Annotated in this window: 26 protein-coding genes; 10 read left to right on the forward strand and 16 right to left on the reverse strand. The window is 65.0% G+C overall.

What is annotated here, in order from left to right:
- Window positions 1-142: 142 nt before the first annotated feature.
- Window positions 143-1,093: a hypothetical protein gene (locus TQ98_RS10695; RefSeq protein ID WP_044875402.1), complete on the reverse strand. Its 951-nt coding sequence runs from the start codon at window positions 1,091-1,093 to the stop codon at window positions 143-145.
- A gap of 164 nt (window positions 1,094-1,257) precedes the next feature.
- Window positions 1,258-1,743, reverse strand: a complete 486-nt coding sequence (locus tag TQ98_RS10700) for a GNAT family N-acetyltransferase (protein WP_103102935.1) — start codon at window positions 1,741-1,743, stop codon at window positions 1,258-1,260.
- A gap of 89 nt (window positions 1,744-1,832) precedes the next feature.
- On the opposite strand from TQ98_RS10700, the gene TQ98_RS10705 reads away from it, so the two are divergent.
- Together TQ98_RS10705 and TQ98_RS10710 are read left to right on the forward strand one after the other, a co-directional pair.
- The gene (locus TQ98_RS10705; RefSeq protein ID WP_044875405.1) at window positions 1,833-2,768 is read left to right on the forward strand and encodes a LysR family transcriptional regulator; all 936 of its coding nucleotides are present in this window, start codon (window positions 1,833-1,835) and stop codon (window positions 2,766-2,768) included.
- A gap of 34 nt (window positions 2,769-2,802) precedes the next feature.
- Window positions 2,803-3,726: a YeeE/YedE thiosulfate transporter family protein gene (locus tag TQ98_RS10710; RefSeq protein WP_242443084.1), complete on the forward strand. Its 924-nt coding sequence runs from the start codon at window positions 2,803-2,805 to the stop codon at window positions 3,724-3,726.
- 110 nt (window positions 3,727-3,836) lie between these two features.
- On the opposite strand, the gene TQ98_RS10715 is transcribed toward TQ98_RS10710, so the two are convergent.
- Window positions 3,837-4,652: a type 1 glutamine amidotransferase gene (locus tag TQ98_RS10715; RefSeq protein ID WP_044875407.1), complete on the reverse strand. Its 816-nt coding sequence runs from the start codon at window positions 4,650-4,652 to the stop codon at window positions 3,837-3,839.
- A gap of 467 nt (window positions 4,653-5,119) precedes the next feature.
- Here TQ98_RS10715 and TQ98_RS10720 point away from each other — a divergent pair, with 467 nt between their 5' ends.
- Window positions 5,120-6,229, forward strand: a complete 1,110-nt coding sequence (locus TQ98_RS10720; protein ID WP_044875519.1) for a DUF1615 domain-containing protein — start codon at window positions 5,120-5,122, stop codon at window positions 6,227-6,229.
- Here the strand turns inward: TQ98_RS10720 and TQ98_RS10725 are convergent.
- Both TQ98_RS10725 and TQ98_RS10730 read right to left on the reverse strand, forming a co-directional pair.
- On the reverse strand, window positions 6,196-6,924 hold the full coding sequence (locus TQ98_RS10725; protein ID WP_044875408.1) for a gamma-glutamylcyclotransferase: 729 nt from the start codon (window positions 6,922-6,924) through the stop codon (window positions 6,196-6,198). The two genes, TQ98_RS10720 and TQ98_RS10725, sit on opposite strands and share 34 nt — an antisense overlap.
- Window positions 6,925-7,040: 116 nt before the next feature.
- Complete coding sequence (locus tag TQ98_RS10730) at window positions 7,041-7,979, reverse strand: LysR family transcriptional regulator (RefSeq protein WP_044875409.1); 939 nt, start codon at window positions 7,977-7,979, stop codon at window positions 7,041-7,043.
- A gap of 102 nt (window positions 7,980-8,081) precedes the next feature.
- On the opposite strand from TQ98_RS10730, the gene TQ98_RS10735 reads away from it, so the two are divergent.
- On the forward strand, window positions 8,082-9,662 hold the full coding sequence (locus TQ98_RS10735) for an aldehyde dehydrogenase (NADP(+)) (RefSeq protein WP_044875410.1): 1,581 nt from the start codon (window positions 8,082-8,084) through the stop codon (window positions 9,660-9,662).
- Between the two features lie 142 nt (window positions 9,663-9,804).
- Here the strand turns inward: TQ98_RS10735 and TQ98_RS10740 are convergent, their stop codons facing one another.
- The 5 genes from TQ98_RS10740 to TQ98_RS10760 all read right to left on the reverse strand — a co-directional run bounded on the left by TQ98_RS10740 (window position 9,805) and on the right by TQ98_RS10760 (window position 16,419).
- The gene (locus TQ98_RS10740; RefSeq protein WP_044875411.1) at window positions 9,805-10,374 is read right to left on the reverse strand and encodes a cysteine dioxygenase family protein; all 570 of its coding nucleotides are present in this window, start codon (window positions 10,372-10,374) and stop codon (window positions 9,805-9,807) included.
- 360 nt (window positions 10,375-10,734) lie between these two features.
- Window positions 10,735-12,528 carry an alpha/beta fold hydrolase gene (locus TQ98_RS10745; protein WP_044875412.1) on the reverse strand — a complete coding sequence of 598 codons (1,794 nt, stop codon included), beginning with the start codon at window positions 12,526-12,528 and terminating at the stop codon, window positions 10,735-10,737.
- Between the two features lie 584 nt (window positions 12,529-13,112).
- A complete protein-coding gene (locus tag TQ98_RS10750; protein ID WP_044875413.1) occupies window positions 13,113-15,050 on the reverse strand; it encodes a DEAD/DEAH box helicase in 1,938 nt (645 codons plus the stop codon).
- 95 nt (window positions 15,051-15,145) lie between these two features.
- Window positions 15,146-15,667, reverse strand: coding sequence for a gluconokinase (locus TQ98_RS10755; protein ID WP_044875414.1), 522 nt, complete (start codon window positions 15,665-15,667; stop codon window positions 15,146-15,148).
- A gap of 158 nt (window positions 15,668-15,825) precedes the next feature.
- On the reverse strand, window positions 15,826-16,419 hold the full coding sequence (locus tag TQ98_RS10760) for a TetR/AcrR family transcriptional regulator (RefSeq protein ID WP_044875415.1): 594 nt from the start codon (window positions 16,417-16,419) through the stop codon (window positions 15,826-15,828).
- Window positions 16,420-16,637: 218 nt separating this feature from the next.
- Here TQ98_RS10760 and TQ98_RS10765 point away from each other — a divergent pair, with 218 nt between their 5' ends.
- On the forward strand, window positions 16,638-17,039 hold the full coding sequence (locus TQ98_RS10765; RefSeq protein WP_044875416.1) for an MbcA/ParS/Xre antitoxin family protein: 402 nt from the start codon (window positions 16,638-16,640) through the stop codon (window positions 17,037-17,039).
- Window positions 17,039-17,725, forward strand: a complete 687-nt coding sequence (locus tag TQ98_RS10770; RefSeq protein ID WP_044875417.1) for an RES family NAD+ phosphorylase — start codon at window positions 17,039-17,041, stop codon at window positions 17,723-17,725. The genes TQ98_RS10765 and TQ98_RS10770 overlap by 1 nt, the downstream gene beginning before the upstream one ends.
- A 33-nt stretch (window positions 17,726-17,758) precedes the next feature.
- Here the strand turns inward: TQ98_RS10770 and TQ98_RS10775 are convergent, their stop codons facing one another.
- Window positions 17,759-18,898, reverse strand: a complete 1,140-nt coding sequence (locus tag TQ98_RS10775; protein ID WP_044875418.1) for a YbdK family carboxylate-amine ligase — start codon at window positions 18,896-18,898, stop codon at window positions 17,759-17,761.
- Between the two features lie 205 nt (window positions 18,899-19,103).
- Here TQ98_RS10775 and TQ98_RS10780 point away from each other — a divergent pair, with 205 nt between their 5' ends.
- Complete coding sequence (locus tag TQ98_RS10780; protein ID WP_044875419.1) at window positions 19,104-19,334, forward strand: hypothetical protein; 231 nt, start codon at window positions 19,104-19,106, stop codon at window positions 19,332-19,334.
- Window positions 19,334-19,636, forward strand: coding sequence for a hypothetical protein (locus TQ98_RS10785; protein WP_044875420.1), 303 nt, complete (start codon window positions 19,334-19,336; stop codon window positions 19,634-19,636). The genes TQ98_RS10780 and TQ98_RS10785 overlap by 1 nt, the downstream gene beginning before the upstream one ends.
- Window positions 19,637-19,680: 44 nt before the next feature.
- Here the strand turns inward: TQ98_RS10785 and TQ98_RS10790 are convergent, their stop codons facing one another.
- The 5 genes from TQ98_RS10790 to TQ98_RS10810 all read right to left on the reverse strand — a co-directional run bounded on the left by TQ98_RS10790 (window position 19,681) and on the right by TQ98_RS10810 (window position 24,336).
- Window positions 19,681-20,391 (reverse strand): rRNA pseudouridine synthase, encoded by a 711-nt coding sequence (locus TQ98_RS10790; protein ID WP_044875421.1) that lies wholly within the window; start codon window positions 20,389-20,391, stop codon window positions 19,681-19,683.
- Between the two features lie 185 nt (window positions 20,392-20,576).
- On the reverse strand, window positions 20,577-21,497 hold the full coding sequence (locus tag TQ98_RS10795) for a biotin-dependent carboxyltransferase family protein (RefSeq protein WP_044875422.1): 921 nt from the start codon (window positions 21,495-21,497) through the stop codon (window positions 20,577-20,579).
- On the reverse strand, window positions 21,494-22,207 hold the full coding sequence (locus TQ98_RS10800) for an allophanate hydrolase subunit 1 (RefSeq protein ID WP_044875423.1): 714 nt from the start codon (window positions 22,205-22,207) through the stop codon (window positions 21,494-21,496). Before TQ98_RS10800 ends, TQ98_RS10795 begins: the two co-directional genes overlap by 4 nt.
- Window positions 22,204-22,947 (reverse strand): 5-oxoprolinase subunit PxpA, encoded by a 744-nt coding sequence (locus TQ98_RS10805; RefSeq protein WP_044875424.1) that lies wholly within the window; start codon window positions 22,945-22,947, stop codon window positions 22,204-22,206. Before TQ98_RS10805 ends, TQ98_RS10800 begins: the two co-directional genes overlap by 4 nt.
- Before the next feature lie 126 nt (window positions 22,948-23,073).
- Window positions 23,074-24,336, reverse strand: a complete 1,263-nt coding sequence (locus TQ98_RS10810) for an MFS transporter (protein ID WP_103102936.1) — start codon at window positions 24,334-24,336, stop codon at window positions 23,074-23,076.
- A 315-nt stretch (window positions 24,337-24,651) separates the two neighbouring features.
- Here TQ98_RS10810 and TQ98_RS10815 point away from each other — a divergent pair, with 315 nt between their 5' ends.
- Both TQ98_RS10815 and TQ98_RS10820 read left to right on the forward strand, forming a co-directional pair.
- Complete coding sequence (locus tag TQ98_RS10815) at window positions 24,652-25,605, forward strand: LysR family transcriptional regulator (protein WP_044875426.1); 954 nt, start codon at window positions 24,652-24,654, stop codon at window positions 25,603-25,605.
- A gap of 97 nt (window positions 25,606-25,702) precedes the next feature.
- Window positions 25,703-26,500: a putative hydro-lyase gene (locus tag TQ98_RS10820; RefSeq protein ID WP_044875427.1), complete on the forward strand. Its 798-nt coding sequence runs from the start codon at window positions 25,703-25,705 to the stop codon at window positions 26,498-26,500.
- Window positions 26,501-26,561 lie beyond the last annotated feature (61 nt).

Consider the following 26,561-nt stretch of genomic DNA (forward strand, 5'->3'; position numbering starts at 1 on the left):
CGCCCGAGACAGGAACGCAGGATGGGGCGGGCGGCGTTCCGCTAGAGGGAAGCGAAACCCATTGAAGCATCGCTGATGGGTTTCGCTTCCCTCTACGCCATCCTACAAGTCTTCCTGGCTGCGCAGCTTCCAGTCTCCGGGGTCAGCCAATGACCCGCAGGATGTCGCCGCGGTTGAGTTCGGTGCGGCCGTCTTCGTACCACTGCGGAATGGCTTCCTTGAGCAGTTCCTTGTCGCCATCCAGCTTGAACGGCTGGGTGTAGCGCTTCTTGCGGTAGGCGTAGATGTAGTAGGTGCCGTCGCGGTAGAGGATGCGGTCGAAGGTGTAGAAGCCGATGTGCGAGCCGTTGCAGCGCGCAGTCAGCACCACGTCGCCTTCCTCGTACGGCAGGGCGCCTTCGGCACATTCATAGGTGAAGAACTCCCGGACATCGTCCCAGGCCACGCCGTCGCTGCTGGACTTGAGGTGCTTGCGAGCTTCGTCCTCGGACTGCTCCGAGTGGTCGCTGTACCAGATGAACAGCGGAATGCTCTGGTTGCTGTCGTCCCCGAGCCAGCCTTCGGTGTCCAGGTACTGGGCGGTACGCGCCAGGCCAGCCTGCATGCGGCGGTGGTTCTGCTTGTAAGTGTCCAGCGCTTCCTCGAAGGCCAGCGAATGGTCGCAGGTCAGCACCCCTTCGGTTGCCTTGAGCGCCGCTACCTTGGCCAGGTAGGCGTCGTACAGGGCGGCATCGGTGGTCACCACGCAGGTGTCGCGCACCAGGCTCACACCCACCTGGGTGAAGTTGGCGCTGCCGAGGATCACGATGTCCGGCTCGATGAGGATCAGCTTCCAGTTGATGCTCGCGTGGGAGCGGAAGTCCACCGCCAGCGCCAGGGCCGGGTTGTTCTCATTGAGGCAGTGTTCGATGAAGTCGGGCGAGGTCAGCGAGTTGATGGTGCCGACCACGATGTCCAGTTGGTTGTCGTTTTCGATCAGTTGGTCGATCAGGGGCTCGGTGCCGCTGGCGAGGGCGGAAACTATCGTGACCTTCTTTCCGCTCAGTTCGCCAAGATAGGTTTCAAGGCTGTCTTCGTAATCCAGAATTTCCATACAGTCTCCAGCGACATCATTTATTGCAATTTCGCCATTTTCGCACAGGTGCTGTCTTTCGCCAGCGTTCAGGCTGACTTGCGGACCCGCGTGAGCTCTTCTGACGCTCGACATGCAGCCCGAAGCACGGGGCTTCGGGGCGGGACTGGATGGAAATGTGCAACTCAGCCGTTGCTTTCGGCGAACTCCCTCAGGGCGTCCCCGTCCAGGCGGTAGCGCACCCATTCGTTCTGGGGCAGGGCGCCGATGGAGTGGTAGAAGTCGATGGCCGGCTGGTTCCAGTCCAGCACGCTCCATTCCAGGCGGCCGCAGTCGTTGGTGCGGGCTTCCCGGGCGATCTCCCGCAACAGCCGGCGACCGGCGCCGATGCCGCGCTGCTCCGGGGTGATGTAGAGGTCTTCCAGGTAGATGCCATTGCGACCCAGCCAGGTGGAGTAACTGTAGAAGTACACCGCGTAGCCGACGGGCTGGCCGTCCTTCAGGCACATCAGGGCGCGGGACGGGGCGTTGTCGGCGAACAGGGTGCGGCGGATGTCCTCGACACTGGCGATGACCTCGTGGCCGGCACGCTCGTAGACAGCCAGCTCGATGATGAAGTCGAGGATCTGTTGGGCGTCGTCAGGGCGGGCAGGGCGGATCTCGATATTCACGGTGGGGCTCCGGCTAGGGTTGAAGCGTTCATGCTAGAGCCTTTGCTAGAGTGCATGAAGTGCATTTATCTCAGTGAAAAATGAAAGTCATGCATTCCATCCTCCGCCGGCTCGACCTCAATCTACTCGTCGCCTTCGACGCCCTGTACCGACACCGCAGCGTTACCTCCGCCGCCGCTGAACTGGCCATCAGCGCCTCGGCTTTCAGTCACGCACTGGGCCGATTGCGGGAGGCGCTGAATGACGAGCTGTTCATCCGCCAGGGCAACCGCATGCACCCGACCCATCGCGCCGAGTTGCTGGTGGAGCCTGTGGCCGTCGCGCTGAAGGTTCTCGGTGAGGGGCTGGGGCAGTGGGAGCCCTTCCTGCCAGCGAGCAGCCAGCGCACCTTTACCTTCGCCGCAACCGACTACACGGCCTTCGCCTTGCTGCCGATGCTCATGCGGCGCCTGGAGCGGGAGGCGCCGGGCATTCGGGTGCGACTGGTGCAGTCGGAGCGCAAGGTGTCCATCGAGGACCTGGCCAGTGGCCGCATCGACTTCGCGTTGGGCTACAGCGAGGGGCGCGACCAGTTGCCTGGCGGCGTGGAAACCCTGGACTGGCTGATCGACCAGTACCAGGTCATCGCCAGTCGCAATCATCCGCGCATACGTGGGGCCCTGGACCTGGCGTCTTATCTGGCCGAGCGTCATGTCGTGGTGACGCCCTGGAACGAGGCCACCGGCGTCATCGATCACGTGCTGGAAGGGATGGGCCTGCGTCGGGAGGTGGCGGTTCAGCTGCCGAACGTGCTGGCCGCGCCCTTCATTGTCGGCACCACGGAGCTGCTGATGACCGTACCCGGGCACGCCGCCCGTACCCTGCAACAGGTGGCCGGCGTGGAGCTTTATCCGGCGCCGTTCGACATCCCACCCTACGCCTTGCGCATCTACAGCCACGCCAAGTACGCACGCAGCGACGCCCACGCCTGGATGCTCGGCCAACTGCGCGCCCTGCGTGACGACCAGCCGCTAAGCTTGGCGTAAGACCCGGTCTGCGGAGGGCGAGGGCGTGATCCTGGTGGCGAGTGTCCTTCTGGCCCTGCTGATGGGCTTTGCCGTGCAGCGTGGCGGTACCTGCCTGGTGGCCGCGCTGGAGGAGGTGGTGCAGAAGCATCGCTGGACGCGGCTGCGGGCCCTATTGGAAACCTCCCTCTGGGTACTGGGCGGGTTCGTCCTGTTGCGGGCCTTCGATCGCCTGCCCCAGGTGCCCATGGGCTTTCCGCTGCACTGGCACGCCGCGCTGGGGGGCGCCTTGCTGGGCGTGGGGGCGTTCATCAATGGCGGCTGCGCCTTTGGCGTGGTGGCGCGGATCGGCTCCGGACAGTGGGCCTGGCTGGCGACTCCCTTTGGTTTTCTCACCGGCTTCGCTCTGGCGGGCAGCAACCTGGGCATGACCTCCGCGATGCCGGTGGCGATTCCGGACTGGTTGCAGCAGGTACCCATCGGCTTGGCGCCCATGATCATCGCGGCGCTGGTGGCGCGGCTGGGTTGGCTGGCCTGGAACCGCTACAACGGAACGTCTGATGCCTCCATCTGGTCGCCCCATCACGCCACCATCGTTCTCGGCGTCACCTTCTTGCTGCTGTTCGTCTGCGTTGGCGCCTGGGCCTACACGGACGTCCTCGCGGAGCTGGCCACGGGACGTTTCATGGAGTTGGGCGTACGCGGCCTGCTGTTGCCGGCACTGTTCGCGGGGGCCTTGCTGGGTGGCTGGACGGCGGGGATCTGGCAACTTCGTTGGCCCAGCCCACGCGCCCTGGTGGACTGCTTCTGCGGCGGCGTGCTGATGGGGCTGGGCTCCAGCCTGGTGCCTGGCGGAAACGACAGCCTGATCCTGTTCGGCATGCCGCTGCTCTGGCCGAACGCCTGGCTCGCCTTCGGCTGCATGTGCCTGGTGGTGCTGGTCAGCCTCTGGCTTGCGGGCCTTTTGAAGCGGGCATGAAAAAGCCCGGCAATTGCCGGGCTGTTTCATGGGATCTCCCCGTAGGGTGGGCTTCCGTCCACCGGCGTATCAGGCCGCTGGTTCAAGCCCCCTGACTGGGTATCCTCAGCTCAGGCCGCGTGGTCGAAGCTCTTACCCTTGGCCTTGCGCTCCACCTGCTGTCGGCACGCTTCACCGAAGGCTTCGAAGATCTTCACCGAATCGGGGTTCTTCGCCGCCTGCCATTCCGGGTGCCACTGCACCGCGAAGAGGAAGGGCGAAAGACTCGGCGCGTGGATGGCTTCGACCAGGCCATCTTCGGCTTGGGCGATGGCCTCGATGCCTTTGCCGAGGGTCTTCAGGCCCTGGCCGTGCAGCGAGTTGACCTGGATGGTGTCGGTACCCAGCACCTTCTGCAGCCAGCTGCCTTCCTTCACGCGAACGCTGTGGGCGGGGGCGTACTGCACGTCAACCGGGTCTTCCGGGTTTTCGCGGTGGTCGTTGAAGCCGGCCTCGGCGTAGACCTTCTGGTACATGTCGCCGCCCAGGGCGACGTTGATTTCCTGCATGCCACGGCAGATGCCGAAGATCGGCAGGCCACGCTCGATGGCAGCGCGAATCAGCGGCAGGTCGAAGAGGTCGCGATCCTTGTCCTGGCCCTTTTCGGGGGTCAGATTTTCCTGGCCGTAGAGGGTCGGGTCGATGTTGCTGCCGGCACCGGTGAGGTACACGCCGTCAGCCATATCGAGGTACTGCTGGAGGTCTTCGGTGCCGCAGCAGGTGGGCACGAGGACCGGTACGCATTCGGAGATTTCTACCAGCGGGACGATGTACTTGTGGGTCATCACCTGGTAGTCGTGGCCCTTGCGTTCCTGGGCGCCCATGGACATCAGGACGACCGGTTTACGAGTGGTCTGTTTCTTATTGCCAATGTTGCTGTTGGACATATTTCACCTTGGGACAGGCTCAGCCTATCGTTGCTGTGCAGGCGCGCCAGTGAGGTTTGGCGCTACCTGAGATCTCGAGCACTGCCGGCAATCGTCGGGGCGATTTCCGGTCGAGACCTGCTATATAGCCTGCCAGAGCCGTTAAATATGTCAAACGATGTCAGCCGAAAACGTAAAAAATAATGGCCGATTTTTATCGGTTTTTCATGGATAAGCTATTGATTTAAAACAATAAATAGCTTGATGAGAAAATATTTTTCGGTTCAGCATCTAAAACGAGTGTTCAGAATGCTGGACTTCTGGTCCCGAGTCCCAAAGCCTCGTCCTAGAGCGTGGCCTTTCCCGTAGCGCAGCGTCCAGTCGCTGAAGCCGTCCGGATGACTGCCCATAGGCCTTCCGTGGCTTCTGGCCCGGATCGTGCTTTTCATGCCATGTTCTGCCGGCATGAATCGCAAGGCAGCCCCTTCATGGACAACTCCCCGATCCCGTTCTTTACCCGCTTCATTACCCTCGCCGCGCTACTGGCCCTGGCCGCTTGCGGCACCCAGCGCCCGCTGGAGCCCACCCTGACGCCAGCCGAGGTGCGCGCCAAGGTGGTCAAGCTGATGCCGGCCAAGGTGCCCGACCGCCAGGGTTGGGCAGCCGACATCCAGGCCGCTTTCGCCGCCCAGGACATCCGTCCCAGCGCCAGCAACCTCTGCGCGGTACTGGCAGTGGCCGAGCAGGAATCCACCTATCAGGTCGACCCGCAGGTGCCGGGGCTGGCGAAAATCGCCCGGCAGGAAATCCTGCGCCGCGCCGGGCGCGTGCATGTGCCGGCGTTTCTGGTGAATTCCGCGTTGAAGATCGACTCGCCCAATGGCAAGACCTACGACCAGCGCCTCAACGGGGTCCGTACGGAGAAGGAACTCAGCGCCATCTTCGACGACTTCATCGGCGTGGTGCCCCTTGGCCAGAAGCTGTTCGGCAGCTTCAACCCCGTGCACACCGGTGGCCCCATGCAGGTCAGCATTGCCTTCGCCGAAGCCAACGCCCGGGACTACCCGTATCCGGTGAAGGGCTCCATCCGCCAGGAGGTCTTCACCCGGCGTGGCGGCCTGTATTTCGGCATCGCCCATCTGCTGGGTTACCCGGCCAGCTACCCGAAGCCGTTGTACCGCTTCGCCGACTTCAATGCCGGCTGGTACGCCAGCCGCAATGCCGCCTTCCAGAACGCCGTGAGCCGGGCTTCGGGGATTTCCCTGGATCTGGACGGCGACCTGATCATCCACGGCTCCAGCAAGGCCGGCTCCACCGAGCTGGCGGTGCGCGCCCTGCAGAAGCCGCTGGACCTCAGCGACTCGGCGATTCGCCGCGACTTGCTGAAGGGCGACAGTCTGGAGTTCGAGGAAACCGACCTGTATGAGCGTGCGTTCGCCCTGGCCGAGAAGAGCGAGCGGCGCAAACTGCCGCGCCAGGTGATGCCGGGTATTGCCCTGAAAAGCCCGAAAATTACCCGCAAGCTCACCACCGAGTGGTTCGCCAAGCGGGTGGACGAGCGTTATCAGCGCTGCATGAAACGCGCTTCCGGGACCTGATGCCCGTCCAGGCCGGCGTCTTCGATCTCGTCCGCCACCAGACTCTGGATGCGCCACAGGTTGCGGTCGCGGATGCCGTGCTCCTCCAGCATGGTCACGGTGCGGAACAGGTACTGGGCCGCCGAGCCCCAGTGGCCGGCGGCCCTCGCCAGCACATGGGCGACCCGCTCCGGCGGCAGCTGGCCCGCATAGGCGTTGCCATCGCGGGCGGCGACGAAGGCGAGGGCGCGCAACAGCCCTTGCCCGGTCCGCACAGTGATCCAGCGCGGCACATTGGTGGGCGGGTTGGCGTCTATTTCACGGGCCAGCAGTTGCGCCAGCTGCCCTGAGTGATCCTGCGCCGGCAGTCGAAACGCCATGCCCTGGCAGCTGCCGCCCCGGTCCAGGGCCAGCATCAGCGCCGGGAACTCGCGGGTTCCGCGCCAGCGGGTGAGGGTGAGGCAGAAGGAACGGTGCCAGCCGAAGGCGGTGGCGCGGCAACTCTCGAGAAAATCGAACTCCGGGTTCCAGATCAGCGAACCGTAGGCGAACACCCAGAGTTCGGTCGGGCGGTATTCATCCAGGAGTGCCTCGGCCATGGCCGCGAACTCGGCTTCCGTGTGCTCCCGGGTGCCGGGCTCGGGGCCCGGGTCCGGCTCCATCCGCTCGACGCGGGCGACCAGCTCGGCGGTCAGCTTCCTCGTGCTGCTTGCCATGTGACGGCACCGTTGCAGTGACTTGGAGATGGAGCCTAGTCCAAGCAGGCAAGCGCTTTCCGTGAGCGCTCAGAACACTTCCGCATAGCGACTATTTCCACTGTGCGAGGGCGGCGTCAGTCCGAAATGGGCTGGTCTTCGGCCTCCAGTTCGGTCCATAGCAGGCGCGCCGGTGGGGAAAGCGGGGCGCCGCGGCGCACCACCACGGAGAAGGGTTCACTGCGGGAATGCAATTGCAGGGGAAGGGTCGTCAGGGTGCCGAGGCCGACCGCTGCGTCGGCGACTTCCGAAGGCATCAGGGCGATCAGGTCCGGGTCCTGGCGCAGCAGCATCAGCGTGGTGAAGGTGGACGCGGTTTCCACCGGGTAGCGCGGAAACTCCAGGCCCGCCTGGCTGAATTCGCGCTCCAGCACCAGCCGCATCGGCATGTTCGCCGGGAAGACCACCCAGCGGTAGCCGGCCAACTGCTCCAGGTCCAGATGCGTGGCGCTGGCCAGGGGGTGGGCTGGATTGGCGACCACGCGCAGCTGCTCCTGATACAGCTCATGGCTGTCGTAGGCATCCGGCCGAGGGCTGACGCTGGTTCGGCAGATGGCCAGGTCCAGCCGGCCCTGGTCCAGCAGTCCCAGCAAGCGCGCGCTGGTGTCTTCCACCACCTCCACAGACAGCTCCGGCTGGGCCTCCCGCAGTCGCTCCAGGCTGCGCACCAGCAGCGGCACCGCGCCCATCACCACCCCCACCGACAAGCGCCCGCCCTGGCCCTGGAGAATGCCGATCATCTCGTCCCGCAGGTGCGCCAGATCGGTATGGATCAGCCGCGCATAACGAATGGCGCAGCGCCCCAGGTCATTGGGTTCCAGGCCCTGGCTGGTGCGGCTGAACAGACGCGCGCCGAAGGCCGCTTCGATCTCGTTCAACGCCTTGGTGGCGCCGGGCTGGGTGATGGCGATCTCTTCGGCCGCCTTGTGCAGCGAGCCCTGTTCATCCAGGGCGATGAGCAGGCGCAGTTGCTTCAGGCGCAGGCGGGAAACCAGGGCGGGGAGGGAGGCGATCATGGGGATGACGAATAGTTATCACGGGATCAGGAGCTCTCATTAGGCAGGCCACAGGGGGATTCGTAAAGTCCCCCGTCAACCCACGAGATCAGGGAGACGAGCATGACCGTCATCAGCGGCTTCAACTTCATCGCCGGTGGCCGCAGCGCCGCCGGCACCCTCACCGTGCAAAGCTTCGACGCCACCACCGGCGAAGCGCTGCCCTACCTGTTCCACCAGGCCACCCAGGCCGAAGTGGACGCCGCCGCCCGCGCAGCCGAGGCTGCCTATCCGGCGTTCCGCAACCTGCCCGCCAGCCGCCGCGCCGAATTCCTCGACGCCATCGCTGACGAGCTGGACGCCCTGGGCGACGACTTCATCGCCACCGTCTGCCGCGAAACCGCACTGCCTACGGCGCGCATCCAGGGTGAGCGTGGCCGCACCAGTGGCCAGATGCGCCTGTTCGCCACGGTGTTGCGCCGCGGGGACTTCTACGGCGCCCGCATCGACCGCGCCTTGCCCGAGCGCAAGCCCCTGCCGCGCCCGGACCTGCGTCAGTACCGCATCGGCGTCGGCCCGGTGGCGGTGTTCGGCGCCAGCAACTTCCCCCTGGCTTTCTCCACGGCCGGTGGCGACACCGCCGCCGCCCTGGCTGCCGGCTGCCCGGTGGTGTTCAAGGCCCACAGCGGCCACATGGCCACCGCTGAGTGGGTGGCCGACGCCATCGTTCGCGCGGCAGAGAAAACCGCCATGCCGGCAGGCGTGTTCAACATGATCTACGGCGGCGGGGTCGGGGAATGGCTGGTCAAGCATCCGGCCATCCAGGCCGTGGGCTTCACCGGTTCCCTGCGTGGCGGCCGCGCCCTCTGCGACATGGCCGCCGCGCGTCCGCAACCCATCCCGGTATTCGCCGAGATGAGCAGCATCAACCCCGTCCTGCTGCTGCCCGAAGCCCTCAAGAGCCGTGGCGAGCAGGTGGCTCAGGAATTGGCCGCCTCGGTGGTGCTGGGGGCAGGGCAGTTCTGTACCAACCCGGGGCTGGTGATCGGCATCCGTTCGCCGGAGTTCTCCGCATTCCTCGAACGTTTCGCTGCCCTGATGGGCGACCAGCCGGCCCAGACCATGCTCAATGCCGGCGGCCTCACGAGCTATCGCCAGGGGCTGGAGCACCTGGAGCAACACCCCGGCGTCAGCCACCTGGCCGGGGCGAAACAGGAAGGCAATCAGGCCCGTGCCCAACTGTTCAAGGCCGATGTGAGCCTGCTGCTGGAAGGGGATGAACTGCTGCAGGAGGAAGTCTTCGGCCCCACCACCGTGGTCGTCGAAGTGGCCGACAAGGCGGAACTGACCCGCGCCCTGCACAGCCTGCGCGGCCAGCTCACCGCCACCCTGATCGCTGAACCGGCGGACCTCGCCACCTTTGGCGACCTGGCCAGCCTGCTGGAACACAAGGCCGGCCGCCTGCTGCTCAACGGCTACCCCACAGGCGTGGAAGTCTGCGACGCCATGGTCCACGGCGGCCCGTATCCCGCCACCTCGGATGCCCGTGGTACCTCGGTCGGAACGCTGGCCATCGACCGATTCCTGCGGCCGGTGTGCTACCAGAACTACCCCGATGCGCTGCTGCCGGATGCCCTGAAGAATGCCAATCCGCTGAGCATTCAGCGGCTGGTGGACGGGGTGAGTACGAGGGACGCGGTTTAAGGGCTGAAGTTGAAACCTCCATCTCGCTCAGCGCGGGATGCTTGCGCCGGATGGAGGTTTTTCTTGTTCGTGTTCGGGGGGATCGGCGCGATCGGCAACGTTAAAGACGGCGGCTGATCTGCATTGAAAACGGCCTGCCTGATCAATTGGGATTGTGTTGCAGTTCCGTCAGATACCGCTTGCCAGCTTCTACATCGTATATGTGGAAGTTGTTCATCATTCGCCCGTACAGATGCAGGCTCACGGCACGCCCTCGTTCAGCGGGAACGCCCGTAATGTGAATGTGATCGGGGTTCGGCACGAAGCTTGTGACGGCACCTGGCGGCAAAAGAATCATCCCGCCGCGAACCAGATCGATGCCTTCATCGCGCGTCCGATCCGGCGACAGGCAGACGTAACTGCGTTCCTCCAGCACGCCCTCGACGATACCCACCACGCCCCAGCTGCCATGGTCATGAACAGGCGTCCATTGGCCGGGCATCCACACCAGGGCATAGAGCGACAGGCCGTCATCCTCGGCGCGGTAGATGAGATTGCGCGAGTAATGATTGGGGTCGCTGCGATAGTGCTGCTCTTCCAGGAAGCCGGGCGCCTTGTCGATGAGGTCCATCATGAGCGGTGCCAGCGCCGCCACGCAGTCGCAAGGTTTCGATTGCATACGGCTCAGCTCAGTGGCCCGCTCAATAAAGCTGCTCAATACAGAGTTCGGCACGCGCCATACCCTCCAGTGGTCATGAGTCGTTGAATAAGAGACCAGACGTCTACACGCAAGCGCAGCCTGTTTCGAACGCAATGTGAAGCAATGACGGACTTTTGATAGCTCGGCTCGGCCCGGCTATGAATGGGAGGGCCGCCGTCTGTTATTCGACGAAAATCAATGTAGTAGATTTTCTGGCCCCACTCAGAACAAGGGGCAGCTTCATGTTCTGCCCCGCTTACCAGTCCCTCTCCCGCGCCCACCGTAGGGTGGAAATCGCTTTTCATTTCCACCGTTCCTGCCATGCGATACACCGATGGTGGACCGATGAAGCGTGGTCCACCTTACGAGCTGAACGCGCTTTCGGTGTGGCTGTCAGCGTTCCAGCACATAGGTGCCGGGGGCGGGGCACAGGGGCGGGAACTTGCGTGAGCCCAGCTTCTTCGGCGCCGGCAGGCTGTCCCCGGAGCGTTGCTGAATCCACTCGCGCCAATGGGGCCACCAGCTGCCTTGCTGGCGCTCGCCGGCGTTCTGCAGCCAGGTTTCCGGGTCTTCGGCGGCAGCAGGCGCTGCGTAGAAGAAGGACTTCGGATTGCCGGGCGGGTTGACCAGGCTCTGCAGGTGGCCGGCGTTGGACAGCACATAGGTGGTGTCCTCGCCGAACAGGCGGGCGGTGCCGTAGCAGCCCTGCCAGGGCGTGATGTGGTCGGTGGTGCCGCCGATGACGTAGGCGCCGACTTTTACCTGGGTCATGTCGATCGTCTCGCCGGCGATCTCCATGGTGCCCGGGTTGCTGTAGGGGTTCAGCTGGACCAGGTCGAGGTAGTCGGCATGCAGCTGGGCCGGCAGACGGGTGGTGTCGTTGTTCCAGGCCAGGATGTCGAATGCCGGCGGCTTGTTGCCCAGCAGGTAGTTGTTGACCCAGTAATTCCAGATCAGGTCGTTGGGGCGCATCCAGGCGAACATGCGCGCCATGTCCTGGCCGCTCAGCACGCCCTTGCGCCGCGAGCTGGCCTTGGCGGCGCGCAGGGCGGACGGGGTGGTGAAGAGGCCGAGGGTGGTGTCGTCCAGTGCCGAGGGCATGTCGAGTACGCACACGGCCCAGCTGGTGTTGGCGACCTTGTGGCCTTCGCCACGTGCCGCCAGCCAGCCGAGGTACGCCGCCAGGGTGATGCCGCCCGAGCAGGAGCCCCACATGTTCACGTCCGGGCTGCCGGTGATCTTGCATGCCACATCCACGGCCTGGTCGAGGCACAGGGCGTAGTCGGAGAGGCCCCAGTCGCGATGTTCGGCGGTGGGGTTGCGCCAACTGATGACGAACAGGTTCACGCCGCTGTCCTGAATCCACTTGATCAGGCTTTTTTCCGGCGACAGGTCGATGGCGTAGTACTTGTTGATCTGCGGCGGCGACATCACCAGCGGACGTGCATGGACGTTCTCGGTGGTCGGTGCGAACTGCAGCAGCTCGAACATCTCATTGCGGAAGACCACCTCGCCCTTGGCGGCGGCGATGTTCTCTCCCACCTTGAACGGCGTGCTGTCGACCTGCGCCGGGAGGCCACGGTTGTTGACCAGGTCGTGGGTGAACTGGCGAATGCCCCGGGCCAGGCTCATGCCGCCCGTGTCCACCAGTTTGCGCAGCGCCACCGGGTTGGTCAGCGGCAAGTTGCTGGGTGCCACCGCATCGGCCAGGAGCGACGCGACGAACTGGGCCCGGCTCTTTTCGAGGGGCGCGAGATCGGTGGACTCGATGAAACGGGTGAATTCGCTCTGGCCCGCCAAGTAGCTCTGCAGCAGGGCGCGCAACAGGAAATTGGATTGCCAGGCCGGATCGGCGAAGCGCTTGTCCTTCGGGTCCGGCGCGATTTCGGAGTTGCCCCGGACGATGGAGCCCAGCGATTTCAGGTAGCCGCCGAGGTGATAGCCGGCCTTGAGCGGTGACTTGCCCACGGCCTTCAGCAGGTAGCCGGCGGAGCTGGCCAGGTCGGCGGGGCGCACGCTGACCAGCGGGTTGCCGGCGAGGGTCTGGTTGGACGCAGTGCCAATCAGTTCGTGCTGGGGGGAATCACTCGCCGGATCGTCGTTTTTGCTGCGGCGGCGGGGCTTGGCGGCTGACGGGCGTCGCTTGGCGGTTGATGCGGTCTGGGGCGTACTGGGGGAAATGCTCATTGCGACACTCTTTGTTTTTCTTGGAAGCGTTTCATGAAGGGGCGCAGGCCGTTCACTCCCCACCCACCCTCTGCGGGAATGTGGCGTTGAGCACCTGCAGGCGTTTCATTCGAGCAAGGCCAATCAGAGACGGAGAGGTCGTGGCTCCCCGTCCCTGATTCGGACCCCGTGCCAGGGGACACAGCATCCGAGCCCCGACCTGATCAACGAGGCTGACACTTGCCCATCGGGACCATGGTTCTAGTCCGTGATGAATCGTCAGCGACTGTAGGCCTCATGTCGGCCGGACACCTTTCATCTAGTGACAGCGGATTTTCATTTCATGACATCGACCGCGTTTGCCGACGTGGGACCGCTGACCGGTCATGTGAAGAACGGCCGAACGCCGTGGGGCCCCGGTTTCTCGCCTGGGGCGAAACGGGGCTGCGCGACGCTTTGAGTTGGAGGTGGGGCGTGCGGGGGAGGGGCCGATGGTGTCGGCGCGATCTCAATCGTGAGGCAGACCTCAGGTCCGCCCCAGGCAGGAGAGGGCAACCGGGTTGCCCTTGGTCATGCACGTCATCCCGGCAGGCTGGCGATCCGCCTCAACCGCGGCTGGCCAGCACCTGGACCGCTCCCTGCACCTTGTTCGTGTACCAGATGACCCGGCTCACGCCCCGGGTGATGGCCACGTAGGCCAGGCGCAGGGTTTCGTCCTGCATGGCCTGGTCGTAGCTGTTGCGGAAGAAGCCCGAGTGGGCGTAGAGGGCGTTGCGCAGGGGGTGTTTTTCCGGCGGGACACAGTCGTCGACGATGATCGCCACTTCCCCTTGCAGGCCCTTGGCGCGGTGGATGCTGTACGTCTTCACCGGCAGTGTCGGGTCGAGCTGCGCCTGGATCTGCTTGAGCGGTTCGTTGCGCCGGCTGAGCACCAGCACCGGATTGCGGTCGGCGTTGGGGCGGTTGGCGACGTGGGCGCACTGCTCCTGGATGTCCTTCACCAGCTCTGGCATTCGTGCCTTGAGGTCGAAGCGGGTCACCAGCCTGGCGCCGTGGTCACCGGGTTGCGTGGCCTTGAACGCCTTGCTCGTCTTGGCCTGCTTGAAGGCCACGCCCTCCAGCACTTTCTCGCCATCCCTCAGGATCGGCTCGATGGAGCGGTAGTTGGTTTCCAGCATCAGCACGGTGCTTTTCTTCGTTTTGCCCTTGCTGGGGAAGTGCTTGTCGAAGTCCATGAACAGCTCCGGCGAACTGCCGCGCCAGCCGTAGATGGATTGCCAGTCGTCTCCGATGGCCATCAGGCTCACCGCCTCGCCCTTGCGCGCCAGGGCTCGGTGCAGGGCCTGCAGCCACTGGACGATCTGCGGGCAGATGTCCTGGAACTCGTCGATCAGCAGGTGGCAGTAGGGCAACAGGGCGTCGGTGGAGACGCCGTCGCCCTTGGCCAGCCGCTCGCCCAGACGCTGGAAGGCGGCGTTGAAGGTCATCAGCCCCTGCTGTTGCAGCAGCGCCTCGACGTGTTTCCAGAACTGCACCAGGGCTTCGACGAAGCTGCGCTCCCGCGCCGAGCAGGCAAGGTCGCGGGGCTTCAGGCGGTCGAGGCGGATGCCGATGCTTTCCATGAACCCGGCTTGCACATAGAAGGCTTCGTACAGCGGTAGCGGGGTGAACTCGCCGGCCAGCTTGAAGCCATCCAGGGGCGCCTTGGGAATGCGCGGGGGCTGCCCGTCGGCGGGAGCGGGCAGGGGCGGCAGGTCCAGCAGGCTGTGGACGCCCTCGCGGAAGTCCGCGTCCGCTTCGTAGCACGCCTGGTAGGCCTGTTGCAGCAGTCGCTGCTGGGCTGGGCGCAGGCGCCCGGCCAGCAGTGGGTTGTCCAGTTCCCCGGCGCTGGCGTCGTCCAGTTGCTCAAACCAGCGGGGATTGCCCAGCAGGTCCTTGGCCAGGGTGCCCATGGCCGAATGGAAGGTGCGCACGCACTGGCGCGCCTGGGCGGCGTCGAAGGGGAACTGCCAGAAAGCGAGCACCTTCAGCAGCTGTTCCCGCAACTGGGCGCAGGAGGCATTGGTGAAGGAAATGACGGTGAGACGCTCTGGCGCCACGTTCATGTGGCAGAGCATGAACACCACCCGCAGCACCAGGGTGGTGGACTTGCCAGAGCCGGCGCCGGCGAAGATGCGGGTCAGCGGAGCGCGGCCGAGGATCATCGCCCACTGCTCATCGGACGGCGCACCCACCACGCCGGCGCTCACCGCCTGGGCCACGCGCTCGCGCATGGCCTGCTCCTGGGCTTCGGTCACCTTCAGCCGCGCGCCGGGGTAGATGCCTTCGGGTTCTGCTTTGGCGGGCTTGGCGGGGCCATCGCCCGGAGTTTTCTTGGTCTTGGGCCTGGTGGACGTCGTCGCGGCCTTCTTCGCCCTTGGCTTGGGCTTGCGCAGCTGCGCGGCGGCTTCGCTCTCGGCGCGCAGATACTCGGTGGTGCGAGGGAAGTAACGCGCCAGGGCACCTGACAGCAGCGCCTTGTAGCGTCGAACGGCAGACAGCATGGAAATATCCCTGTGACCACGGCAAAGCGCGGAATCATAAGCGCTTTTGCGCGAAGACAGGATGGTGGCGGATTGGTGCCAGGCGGGCGTCCGGCTCAGGCCGGCGCGTGCTGCTGCCACCACCGGTGGATGGCGTTGGCCAGGGCCTCGACTGACTGGGTGCCGTCGAGGATCAGGGTCAGGGGCTCGTCCACAGGCGGTTCCAGGTCGGCGAACTGGCTGTCCAGCAGGCTGGACGGCATGAAGTGCCCGCGGCGCCGGGCCATCCGCTCGGCGGCGGCTTCCGGGGAGAGTTGCAGGTAGGCGAAACCCAGCGCGGGAATGGCTTCCCGCAGGCCGTCCCGGTAGCAGCGCTTGAGGGCCGAGCAGGTGAGGATCGGGTGTTCGCCGGCGGCATAGGCTTGTTGCAGCTGTTTCTCCAGGGCGCGCAGCCAGGTGGCGCGGTCCTTGTCGGTAAGGGGCTGGCCGGTGCTCATCTTCTGGATATTGCGGTCGGGGTGGAACGCATCGCCTTCGATCAGCCGCGTCCCGCTGCGCAACTCCAAGGCCCGCGCCACAGCGGATTTGCCGCTGCCGGCGACTCCCATGATCACCACTGCATTGATCGGCTGGTACATCGGGCTTTCTCCACTGCTGATACCGGAAAGGCTAGGCCATCGAGCGGGAGTGCGCAGGGTGGTGCTGGTTGCAGGGGACGATGTACGAGCCAGAAGCGCCGTGTGGTGATTTGGGTGCGCAGCGCACCTAAAGGCCGACGCGAAATCCAGCCCTGGAATCAAGGCAAGTGCAATGCCCCGCGCACGGTGCCCAGGATCATCCGGGTCATCAGTTCCCGTCCCTGGTCGGCCGCCAGTCCGCTGGCATCCAGCCAGGTCGGCAGCTGATTGAGCAGCGAGACGATGCTGGCCACCGCCCCGCGACCAGCGGCATCCATGGGCTGATCAGCCAGTCTTTGCAGCGGCTCCAGCAGGGTTTCCTCGTAGGCCAGGCGCAGGGCGCGGGCTTGTTCGAGGCGTTCACCGGACAGGCAACGGGCTTCCAGTTCCGCCAGGCGGAAATGCAGGCCCATGGGTTCATGCAGGGCCAAGTGGGCATCGATCAGCGCGGCCAGGCACGCGGCGGGCTCTTTGTGGCGGCGGGCGATCAGGACCGCGTTGTCCAGCAGGCGTTCGTAGAGCTCTTCGATGAACTCGAAGAGCATCGCTTCCTTGCTCTCCACATGGTGATAGATGGAGCCGGCCTTGATGCCCATCTGCGCGGCGAGATCACGCATGCTCACCTGGCCATACCCCTGCTCGGCAAACAGGGCCAGCGCCAAGTGGCGATTTTCCAGGTAGCGGGAACGGTGGGCGGAAGCGGTTTCGAGCATGACAATGCCCCTCACGAATGACACGCATGGAACTCTATCCAGTGCCGGGACAAGGGCCTAGGTCGAAATCGCTCGGTCTGGTTGGCGTTTTTTGCCAGTGTCCGTCTCCAATCGCACCGGAGCGGGGATGATCGATTGATACTGATGCGAACTTAAATATTGAAAAAATTCGGATCAGGAGTAGACTCCAAGCCATAGCACGTTACCCAGGAGGCGCCATGAACATTCCCGCCAGCCATGCCAGCCCGGACGTACAGAGCGGCGAAGCCGGCCGCGTCGCCCTGAAGTTCTTCTTCAACCTGATGGACAAGTGGGGCTGCACCAAGGAGCAGCAGCGCACGTTGCTCGGCTCCATCGGCAACACCACCTATTTCAGCTACAAGAAGCTGCCCAGCGTGCGTTTGCCCCATGACACCCTGGAACGCATTTCCTACCTGATGGGCATCCACAAGTCCTTGCGCATCCTCTTCAGCAACCACGAGGAACGCGCCTATGAGTGGGTGCACAAACCCAACAGTGCCGCGCCGTTCAACGGGCGCAGCGCGCTGGAGTACATGCTCGGTGGCCAGGTGGTGGATGTGGCCGATGTGCGTCGTTACCTCGACGGAGTGCGTGGCTGATGACCGACGAGCGCCTGCTGGAACGGATTCCCGAATGGAACAAGGCCTATCGCCTGGTCAACAGCGCCTTCCCGCCGATCTCCGTATTCGAAGACACCCTCGACCCCGACGACCTGGAAATCGCCTACGCCATCGAGGCCATGACCAATGACCGCCTGCGCGACCAGGTGGGCGAGATCAGCCGTGTCGCCCCGGAGGACCGCGTCAGCGGCTCCGGGGCCACGGTGGTGATGGCGGTGTTCACCCACATCGGACGCGCCAGTCGTTTTTCCGATGGTTCCTTCGGCGTCTACTACTGCGCCAACTCCATCGACGCCGCCATCGCCGAAACCCGCTACCACCAGGAGCGCTTCTGGCGCGCCACTCAGGAGGCGAGCATCGAGATCACCATGCGTTCCTATGTGAACAAGGTGGTCCACCCGATGGTGGATGTGCGCGACCGAGCCGACCTGCATGACCCGGACTCGACCAACTACGGCCCTAGCCAGGCGTTCGCCGGCCAGCACCGTAATGCCGGCAAATGGGGGTTGCTGTACAACAGCGTGCGCCTGCCGGGCCATGAGTGCGTGGCGGCGTTTCGCCCGCCGGCGGTCAGCCTGCCGGTGCAGGGGCAGCACTTCCGCTACATCTGGGATGGCCGGACCCAGAGCATTTCCTGCGTGCTGAAGCTGAGCCCCGTAGGTTAGGTCGGGGTTCGACGTTCGCCGATCTGGCAGCGCTCAGCCGCCACAGGTTTCCGCGATCAGCTCATCCACGACCGCCACCAGGGCCTGCTGCCGGGGCAGGCCGGCCTGCAGGCTTTCCCGATAACGCTGTAATTGCCGGTCGGCACTGCTGCCGTAGCGCAATATGTGGCGACCACGGGTGAAGGCCAGGCCGTCACCTTCGGCCTCGGCCAACTCACCAAAGCAGGCATGGGCCCGTGCCAGCCAGGCGCCGGCCGACAGGCTGGCCTCGCCCGAGGCGTCGAGGTACAGGCCGTGGATTCCGAAGCGCATGGCGCGCCAGTGGTTCTCCTTCAGTATCAAGCGTTGCAGCAGAGGGTCCTGCGGCTCATCCGCCGTCTGGTCCATGGACCAGGCGACGAGGGCGCGGAACAGGGAGGCCACACACAGGGCGTCTTCCACCGATGGGCAGGCGTCGATGCCGAGCAACTCCAGGGCTGGAAAGCGCGGGGAAGGGCGGATGCGCCAGCTGAGATCGCTCTCGCGACGGATCGACCCTGACGCCATCAGCCACTGCACGTAGGCGGTGAACGACGGTTCGTCCGGGAAGTGTTCGGGAATGCCCTTGTGCGGCCATTCCGCACAGAGCGCCTGGCGATAGCTCATCAGCCCGGTGGGGCGCCCAGCCCACAAGGGCGATGAGGTACTCAGGGCCAGCAGCAGGGGCAGCCAGTCCAGCACCCGGTTCATCACCAGGATGCGGTCGACGTTCTCAGGCACGACCACCTGGACGCGCATGCCGCAGGCCAGGCTGCGGTGGGCGATCATCCGATGGTCTTCGAAGAATGATTGGTAGTGCGGGTCAACCGACGGCATCTGCACGTGCCAGTCGGCGAAGGGGTGGGAACCGACACAGACCGGCGCCAGATGATGATCGTCCGCGATGGCCGCCAGGCGGGTACGCCGTTCGAGCAGGCTGGCTCGCGCTTCCGCCATTTCCACCAGGTTGGGTTGTGCCATGTCCAGGTGCACCAGGCTCTGGAACATTTCCTGACTGAACCCACCGTCGAACGCTGCCCGTCCCGCTTGAAGGAGACCTTCGGGCAGCTGCGGTGGCAGATTGCGGCTGCGCCTGTCTACCAGGAAAAAGGTTTCCTCGACTCCGAAACTGGGCGCGAGTGGAGGGTTGGGCATGGAGACGTCTCGATCGGTCCTTAAAGCAAGTGACGTACCCGATTGGCAAGGTTTCAAGGACCGCTTGTCTGCAAATGCTCTGCAACGGGGGTGTCATCATCGGGAGGGAAGCTTTCCGATGAACAGTCGCCGGATGACATTTACGTGGCGATTTTCCCTGCTAGGTTTTCCAGTCCGGCTTACTCGATTGGTAAGAGGACTGCGAATGAACAATTTGATGCTTCGCCAGGTTGAGGACACCCTGAACAAGATGAGCGTCACCTTCCAGTTCGAATGCTTGTGGGAGGCGGATGGCAGTTGCTCCATCACCCTCAGCAATCACCTGCTCGCGATCCCGCGAACAACGGTAGCCGGCATCAGTCAGCGTGAGCTGGAGAACGAAGCCAGCACCCAGCGCCTGGGCCTGGAATTGATGGACAAGGTACTGGTGGACTGATGAAGCACGCATCCCGCCAGCCGAGGCTGCAGGTCCTGCCGCCTTCCGGCAAGAACCCCAGATCAGTGGAGCGTTTCGGCATCTATATGGCGATCGGCATGTTCCTGCTCGGGGTCTACGGTCAGTACGCGGGGCGGGGAGCCGGAATCGACCTTGTCCCCAGCCGACCGGGCAAGACGCCGGTCTTCGAGTTCCAGCACCTCAGCGCCAACCCGGCTGAACGCACCGCATCGGCCGGGGAGAAGCCCCGCCAGGACAAGCACGCAAATGAGCGCGATGAGCCGGTGGGAATCCGGCTGTAGCACTCTGTGACCCTCTCCCTGAACGGGAGAGGAGCTTCAAGACGTCAGAACCGCTCCGATTGCCCCAGGTAGCGCCACTGCCCGACGGGCACCTTGCCCATGGGCACGCCGCCGATGCGGATGCGCTTCATGCCCACCACCTTCAGGCCGACGGCCTCGCAGAGCTTGGCGATCAAGCCGGCGCGGGGGTTCTTGAGGGCGAAGCGCAGGTGGGTTTCGTTCTGCCAACTGGCCTTGACCGGGGGCAGCTCGCCGTTTTTGACGCGGATGCCGCGCTTGAGCTTGTCCAGCCCGTTATCGACCATGGTTCCGGCCACCTCCACCACGTACTCCTGTTCGAGCTTGCTGGCGTCCTCGTTCAGCTTGCGCAGGGCGCGCCAGTCCTGAGTCAGTACCAGCAGGCCGCTGGCGCCGGCTTGCAGGGGCAGGGCGGTGGTGAGCCGGGCGAAGTGCCCCCGGAGCAGGCGGACCTCGGCGCGGTCGTCCGCCCAGCGGCTCTCCGGGGTCAGCACGCGCTGGGCCTCGTCGAAGGTCAGGCCGGCGGGCTGGTTGAGCAGAAGCGTCATCGGCTCCAGCAAATCGGGGGTGGCGCCGGGCAGCAGGGCCACGGTCTGTTCCGCCACCTTGAACTGCGGCTGCTCCACCACCTCGCCATCCACCGTGACCCAGCCGCCCTCGATATAGAGTTCCGCTTCCCGGCGGGAGCAGCCGGTGAGTTCGATAACGCGTTTGGACAAGCGGATGGGGTCGGTCATGGGGGCAGCCAATGGAAGGGAAAGGGCGCAATGGTAAACCCATTGGAAGCCTTTCTGTGGGCTTCCTGCCTGTAGGGGCGATTGAAATCGCCAAGGGCTGCGCAGCAGCCCATTCCTGGTCGAGAGGGCAGACCTGTGGCCTGCTGGGCGAATGAATTCACCCCTACGACAGCTCTCTGCCCATGTCAGGCAGCCCACCACCCGGCCAAGGCCTTCCGGTGTTCCCGATGGGCTGCCTCCTGCACGGTTGGCACCAGGCACAGCGACGTGCCGGGCAGACATTGCGCCAGGCGGGCCACGGCCAGTGGGGTGAGGGCGCCGAGGCGGGGGTAGCCGCCGATGGTCTGGCGGTCGTTGAGCAGCGCGATGGGCTGACCGTCCGGCGGGACTTGCACGGCGCCCAGGGCAATCCCTTCGGAGATCATCGACTGACGTTTGCACTCGAGTTTCGGCCCGAGCAGGCGCACGCCCATGCGGTCGGCGCGGGTGTCCACTGTCCACTGGCTGTTGAAGGCATCGAACAGGCTCTGGCCGGAGAAGTCACCGATCTGCGCGCCGAGGATCAGCTCCAGCCGGGCGTCGCCATTGAAGTCGGGCGTCTGCGCGCGCGGCATGTTTCGTATCTGCCCGGTTTCGCCATGCCAGTGCAACTGGTCGCCCACGGCCAGGGCCTTGCCGTCGGCATGCAGGCCACCCAGCTCTTCGCGGGCCACGCAAGCAAGGCTGCCCAACTGGCGCTCACCCGGGAAACCACCCGGCGCTGCCAGGTAGGCACGGGCGCCTTGGCGGGGATGGGCGAAAGCCAGGCGTTGCCCGCTGCGCACCTTGAAGGCGCCCCAGGCCGACAGGGGCTGGCCGTCGAGGGTGGCGCCGAGGTCGGCGCCAGCGATGGCGAGGGTACCGTCGCGCTGGCAGGTGAGGCTGAAGGCGCCGAGTCCGATTTCCACCACGGCGGCGTCCAGGTCGTTGCCCAGCAGCCAGTTGGCCCAGCCCATGGACACCCAATCCAGCGCACCGCCCTGGGTCACGCCCAGATGGCGGCAGCCGAAGCGACCCTTGTCCTGAAGGAGGATGAAGGGCGTGCTGCTGTCGATGACGAGGCTCATTGCAGGGTCTCCAGCGGTGTGTCGTCGCCGCCCAGGCGGATGAATTCGGCGTGGTCGATGGGCTCGAAGCGCACCCGGTCGCCGGCCTGCAGCAGGCTGTAGCCGGGAAGGTCCAGGTCGAACAGGCGCACCGGCGTGCGGCCCAGCAGGTTCCAGCCGCCGGGGCTTTCCACCGGATAGACCGCTGTCTGCCGCTCGGCGATGCCGACGCTTCCGGGCGCGATGCGTTTGCGCGGGGTGGTCAGGCGCGGGGCGGTCAGGGCGTCTTCGACCAGTCCCATGAAGGCGAAGCCGGGTGTGAAGCCCAGGGCGAACACCTGGTACTCGCGCTGGCTATGGCGCCCCACCAGTTCCGCCATGCTCATGTGCTTGCGCTGGGCCAGGGGCTCCAGGTCCGGACCCACGCTCGGGTCATACCAGGTGGGAATGACATGGGTGCGGCCGGTGGCGCGGGATTCGGGGCTGAGCCCGGAAAGCGCTGCGGTGACCCGCTCGCGGGCTTGGCGCGGGTCCAGTTGCTCCAGGTCGTAGTGCAACAGCAGGGTGGTGTAGGAGGGCACCAGATCCACCAGGGCGGTGCCGAAGGTCTCCCGCAGGCGAGTGCCGGCAGCCAGCATCCAGGGCATGTTGGCTTCGTCGATGCGATCGAACAGGCGCAGGATGAAGGCGTCGATGGATGCCACTTCGATGTGCAGCTGCGGGGTGTTCATTGGGCCTCCAGCGCTTCGCGTATGCGTTTGACTGCCGCGACCGAGCCGGGGTTGTCGCCATGTACGCAGAGGGTGTGGGCCTTTAGCGGCAGGTCGCTGCCATCGCTGGCCCGCAGGGATTCGCCACGGGCGAGGGTGAGGGCCTGGGCCACCACGAGTTCCGGGTCGTGATGCACCGCACCGGGCAAGCTGCGCGACACCAGGAAGCCGTCGCCGTCGTAGGCGCGATCGGCGAAGGCTTCGAACCAGAGGGTCACACCGTACTCATCACCGATGGCCTGGGCGGCGCTGTTGTCGCGGGTGCTCATCAGCATCAGCGGCAGTTGCGGGTCGTAGGCGGCCACTGCACGCATCACGGCGGCGAGAATGGCCGGGTCGCGCATCATGTCCTGGTACAGCGCGCCATGGGGCTTTACGTAGCTGACGCGGGCACCCTGGGCCCGGCAGAGACCGTCGAGGGCGCCGACCTGGTAGAGCATCAGGTCTTCCACCTCAGCCGGCGAGCAGGCCAGGGAGCGGCGGCCGAAACCCACCAGGTCCGGGTAGCCGGGGTGGGCGCCGATGCTCACCCGGTGCTTCACCGCCAGGGCAATGGTGCGGCGCATGGTGCCAGGGTCGCCGGCGTGGAAGCCGCAGGCGATGTTGGCGCAGTCGATCAGGGGCATGACTTCGGCATCCAGGCCCATGGTCCAGGCGCCGAAGCTTTCGCCGATATCGCAATTCAGCAGCAGTCTGCTCATGGTCTGTCCTTCAGGGTTGGTTGCGACTGGGCGAGCAGGGGCCGGCCCAGTCCGCTGCCGGCTATCAGCGCGGCAGCCAGACGGGTGTTCGGGTGCAGGGGGAATTCTGGGTGGGAGGCGGTCCGGTCAGATTTCCAGTTGCTTGCCGCGGGTTTCCGGCAGGCTGAGGGCGGCGAGGATGACCACCCCGTAGGACACCGCGGCGAATCCGCCGATGCCCACGCCTAGCGAGACGTGCTGGCTGAGGATGCCGATCAGCATCGGGAAGAACGCGGCGACGGCGCGGCCGATGTTGTAGCAGAAGCCCTGGCCCGAACCGCGGATGCGGGTGGGGAACAGCTCGGTGAGGAAGGAGCCCATGCCGCTGAAGATGCCCGAGGCGAAGAAACCCAGGGGGAAGCCCAGCCAGAGCATGGCGCCGTTGCTGACCGGCAGTTGGGTGTAGAGCAGGACCACGATGAAGGAACCGACGGCGAAGAGGATGAAGTTCTTCTTGCGGCCGATCAGGTCAGTGAGGAACGCGCTGATCACATAGCCCACGTAGGACCCCAGGATCACCATCGCCAGGTAGCCGCCGGTGCCGAGTACGGTCAGGCCGCGTTCCGCCTTGAGGAAGGTCGGCAGCCAGGAGGTGATGGCGTAGTAGCCGCCCAGGGCGCCGGTGGTCAACAGCGAGGCGCGCAGGGTGATGCTGAGCATGCCGGGGGCGAAGATTTCGTAGAAGTTGACCTTCTCGGCGCCCTGGTTGTGCTTCTGCGCCTCCTTGTAGATTTCCGGTTCCTTCACCAGGCGGCGAACGATGATCACGAAGATCGCCGGCAGCAGGCCGAGCATGAACAGCGCGCGCCACGCGTCTTCCGGTGCGAGGATGCTGAACATCACGGCGTAGAGGAGGGCGGTCAGGCCCCAGCCGATTGCCCAGCCGGACTGCACCAGCCCCACCGCCTTGCCGCGATCCTTGGCCTTGATGACTTCGCCGATCAGCACCGCGCCGGCGGTCCATTCGCCACCGAAGCCGAAGCCCATCAGGGTGCGGGCGATCAGTAGCTGTTCGTAGCTCTGCGCGAGGCCGCAGAGGAAGGTGAAGAAGGCGAACCAGAGCACCGTGAGCTGCAAGGTCAGCACGCGGCCGATGCGGTCGGAGAGAATGCCGGCGATCCAGCCGCCAGCGGCGGAAGCGAGCAGGGTCAGGGTGTGGATCAGACCGGCTTCACCCGTGGTGATGCCCCAGATGGCGATCAGCGTGGGAATGACGAAACTGAGCATCTGGGTGTCCATGCCGTCCAGGCCGTAGCCTATCTTGCAGCTCCAGAAGGTCCGGCGTTCCTGCTTGCTGAGGGCCCGGTACCAGCCGAAATGGCCGCCTTGGTCGACGTCCAGCCCACCCATTTGGGTCGCTTGTTTTTGCATGGGGTTCTCCGATCGCTGTTCTTGGCGTTGTATGAGCATTCGGGGGATGCGGGGTCAGTGCCCGCAGCCTGTGGGCGGATTCTTGTGCCGAGTTTGCAGGAGCGTCCAACTAATTAAAGCGTCCGCCGGGGATAAGAAATTCCGATAGCCGATCAACGGTGCCAGGAACGAAGATGCACGGCCGCCAGCGTGCGGCGCTTGTCGATCAGGCGTTCGTCTGGCGCAGGAAGTGCTTGAATCTACTGTATCTTTTCGTCCTTTCTGCGTTTGATCCCTTGCTTGCCGGTAACCGCCATGAACCTGAAGTTCCTCGAAACCTTCGTCTGGGTCGCCCGTCTGAAAAGCTTTCGCCTGACCGCCGAAAAGCTCTTCAGCACCCAGGCGTCCATTTCCAGCCGCATCGCCGTGCTGGAAGACGAACTGGGCGTGAAGCTGTTCGTGCGGGATTCCCGGGGCGTGACCCTGACCCCCGAGGGGCACAAGGTGCTGGAGTACGCCGAGCAGATGATGGACACCATGCATGCCCTGAAGCAGGCCATCGATACCAGCTCGGCCACCCAGGGGCGAATCCGCATCGGTGCCATGGACACGGTGATCCACACCTGGCTGAGCTCCCTGGTGTCCAAGGTGAACGAGCTGTACCCGGCGGTGGAGATCGAGCTGATGGCCGACACCGCGCGCAACCTTTCCGAGCAATTGCAGAAAGGTTACCTGGACCTGATCTTCGGGACCGACCCGCTGCGCCACGAGTCGGTGCTCAACCTCGAGCTGGGCAGCTATCCGCTGTGCTGGATCGTCTCCACCGGCTCCATCTATCACCGCGACTACGCCTCCCTGGCGGAGCTGGCGCGCGAGCGGGTGGTGACCTTTTCAAAGCATTCGCGGCCGCACCAGGATGTGCTCGGCCTGCTGCACGCCAATGGTGTGGCGGCACCACGCCTGAGCTGCGTGAATTCGGTGGCGGCCATGACCCGCCTGCTGCGCGACGGTTTCGGCATAGGCGCCTTGCCGCCGGCCCTGGTGAGCCAGGAACTGGAGCGGGGCGAGCTGACCATCCTGCGCATCAGCCCGATGCCGCCGAGCCTGCCGCTGGTGATGTCCTGGCGCGGCGGCACCGGCCTGGAGCTGGTGGATCAGGTGGTGGACGTGAGCAAGTCGGTGGTGGCGCACTACGCCGAAAACGTGGGCAAGGCGCATTTCGTGCCGGCCGAGCTGAAAAAGGGCGAAGGGCGTCTGCGTCCGCTGTAATTCAATTTTCCCGATGCCCGGTCCCGGAAATTTCTTGTTGGACGGCCGGGCCCGCGCGCCCCTGAATAGCGGCCAGAACAACAACCGGAGCCGGCCGATGAGCACGCCTGACCTGCAGCAACTCGCCCAACTTTCCCCCCGTGAACTGCGCCGACTGATCCGTCGCGGCGACTACAGCGGTCACACCAGCGGCCTGGGCCAACGCCACTTGCAGGCCAATATCGTGATCCTGCAGAAGTCCTGGGCGGACGAATTCCTGCACTTCTGCGTGCTCAACCCAAGGTCTTGCCCGCTGCTGGACGTGACTGAACCGGGGTCGCCGTATTTCGAGAAGCTCGGCGTGGATGTGGACGTGCGCAGCGACGTGCCGCGCTACCGCATCCATCGCCGTGGGCGGGACTTCGCGGAAGTGACCGACATAGGCGAGTTCTGGGAAGCGGATTTCGTCGCCTTCGCCATCGGCTGCTCCTTCTCCTTCGAACAGGCACTGCTGGATGCCGGCATCCGCCTGCGCCATATCGAACTGAGGCGCAATGTCGCCATGTATCGCACGGCCATCGAAACCCACCCGGCCGGGCGCCTCGCGGGCCAGACGGTGGTGTCCATGCGCCCGATGAAAGCCGCCGACGCCGTTCGCGCCATCGAAATCACCGCACGATTCCCCATGACCCACGGTGCGCCGGTACATATTGGCGACCCGTCACTGATCGGCATCCGCGACCTCGCCACCCCGGACTATGGCGACGCCGTCCCCGTGGCGGCGGATGAGATCCCGTTGTTCTGGGCCTGCGGTGTCACCCCTCAGGCCGTGCTGGCCGAAGCCGAGCCCGAGCTCTACATCACCCATGCCCCCGGCCACATGCTGGTGAGCGACAAGCTCTACGGCGAGGTCTGAGCGGGTGCTCCAGCCGGGGCGACGAGAGGCTGGCTCAAGGGGCGCGGCCGCGTCTGATGCC

This window comes from Pseudomonas sp. LFM046 (assembly GCF_000949385.2).
Classification (GTDB): domain Bacteria; phylum Pseudomonadota; class Gammaproteobacteria; order Pseudomonadales; family Pseudomonadaceae; genus Metapseudomonas.